This window comes from Micromonospora sp. CPCC 206060 (assembly GCF_036906895.1).
Lineage (GTDB): Bacteria > Actinomycetota > Actinomycetes > Mycobacteriales > Micromonosporaceae > Micromonospora.
Genome location: NZ_JBAKHU010000286.1, coordinates 1 through 611 on the forward strand (window position 1 = coordinate 1; position 611 = coordinate 611).

At 66.8% G+C, this 611-nt stretch carries 1 protein-coding gene; it reads right to left on the minus strand.

Translation table 11 applies throughout. The annotated features are described in order from the left end of the window. Positions 1 to 211: 211 nt before the first annotated feature. Positions 212 to 454 (minus strand): hypothetical protein, encoded by a 243-nt coding sequence (locus tag V6U90_RS33780; protein ID WP_334445270.1) that lies wholly within the window; start codon positions 452 to 454, stop codon positions 212 to 214. Positions 455 to 611 lie beyond the last annotated feature (157 nt).

Consider the following 611-nt stretch of genomic DNA (forward strand, 5'->3'; position numbering starts at 1 on the left):
TGGCCGCCTCACGTCTACGCCAAACCGGCTCTGAGCTGCAGGTCTGCCGTACACCACTCTGCCGGACGCAACTGGGTGGGGTCCGCCGTGGCCGAGGCCGAGAACCCAGGAGCCGGTATGTCCTGTGGCTGAGGTCGGGTCAAAGGCGAAGGCACAGCAACGGCGACCGTCGTTCTCCTGGCCGTACCGCGGTAACAGTGCCCGCCGCTGGTCATCGTCCAGGCCGACGAGCAGGACGCAGGCCAGCGAGGCGTACGTAGATCTCCCGCTTGGCGACCGCCTGGCCCCGGTCATTGAGCTGATATCCGGTCAGCCACACCCAGCCGTGGTAGGTGGGGTCTGGGCTCACCGAGATGACCCGGAACGTGAAGGGCGGCTGTCCCGCGAACTGCACCGATGCGTCCCAGCTGATCAATAGTTCCTCGCCGGGTCGTGGCCGCCGCAGTTCCATCATGACCGTGTGGGCGCCTTCCTGCTCGGGCAGTGCTCTGCCCGGCCGGGTACGGGGAGAAGCCCGGCCGGGCAGAGGGTTGCGCCGTACCGGGGCGGAGCAATAGTCAAGAGTTGTGGATGAGAGATCTTGATTAGGCGGCTGCGGCTGGGGTCGTGGT